The organism is Streptomyces sp. NPDC046805 (assembly GCF_040645355.1).
GTDB lineage: Bacteria > Actinomycetota > Actinomycetes > Streptomycetales > Streptomycetaceae > Streptomyces.
Genome location: NZ_JBEYYC010000093.1, coordinates 1 through 1,158 on the forward strand (window position 1 = coordinate 1; position 1,158 = coordinate 1,158).

The following is a 1,158-nucleotide window of genomic DNA, read 5'->3' on the forward strand; positions in this document are numbered from 1 at the left end:
AAAAAATTATCATTTTGGATATCTTCATGAATTTTCTGAACATTACGGGAAATGAAGGTAAAACAACAGTTTTGGAGGAAATAATAAAAGCAGTAATCATATTAAAAAATGCTTTTATTATACCCGAATTGCTAGTTAATTTCATTGGAAAATAAATAAGTCGTGCTATCCTAATCTTAAACCACTAAGCATTAGAAAGCGCACGACTTATATGACTTATAATAGCACACTTCCAAAAGTTTTTGTTTATTTACTGACAACCATTGAGACGCTTTATCAAACGAGTGTTCCCCTTGAGGTTCAAAACCGAAAGAACGTCCATCTCGCAACATCAGATTGCTTAGTTATCGCTTGTTACCTCTGGGGCGTACTGCATTTTAGTGAAACGCTTAAAGCTAAGCACCAACTGGCTCAAAGTTTATTTCCTAATTTCCTAGAATATTCTCGCTTTGTCCGCCGTTGTAATGCCCTCTTACCGAGTATCCAAGTCATTCGCCAAGCACTCGTCTTTAAAGAGGTTGAAGGAATGAGTGTATCCATTATTGACAGCTTCCCCATTCCTTTGTGTCAGCCTATTCGTAACTTCAGAAGCAAAGTTCTTGGAGATTATGCAAATGTTGGCTACAATGCTACAAAGGGACAGTACTTCTATGGATGTAAATGTCATGCTTTAGTCAGTGAATCAGGCTATGTCATAGACTACACAATTACTCCTGCTTCAATGGCTGATAGTTCAATGACCGAGGAAGTGTTGAGTCAATTTGGGACACCAACAGTCCTTGGAGATATGGGATATTTAGGTCAGTCACTGCATGATAGGCTGGAATTAAAAGGAATTGATCTAATTACACCTGTCAGGAAGAACATGAAGCAAAAGAAAATCCTTTTCCCTAATTTTTCAAAACGTAGAAAAGTGATTGAGCGAGTTTTCTCTTTTTTGACAAATCTAGGAGCTGAGCGTTGTAAAAGTCGTTCGCCTCAAGGTTTTCAATTGAAATTAGAGATGATACTTTTAGCGTATTCTTTACTGTTAAAATCAGCTAAATCACTGGAACCAGAGACTTTAAGATATTCTATCGGGTATCAAGTCATGGCTAAATAATCAACTAGCAATTCGGGTATTTTAAAAAAAGAAAATTGGGACTCCTTAGAGTCCCT

Annotated in this window: 1 protein-coding gene; it reads left to right on the forward strand. The window is 36.9% G+C overall.

Annotation, left to right across the window (positions count from 1 at the left end):
* Nucleotides 1-211: 211 nt before the first annotated feature.
* Nucleotides 212-1,102, forward strand: a complete 891-nt coding sequence (locus ABZ910_RS36315; protein ID WP_043736692.1) for an IS982-like element ISLll1 family transposase — start codon at nt 212-214, stop codon at nt 1,100-1,102.
* Nucleotides 1,103-1,158: the final 56 nt, after the last annotated feature.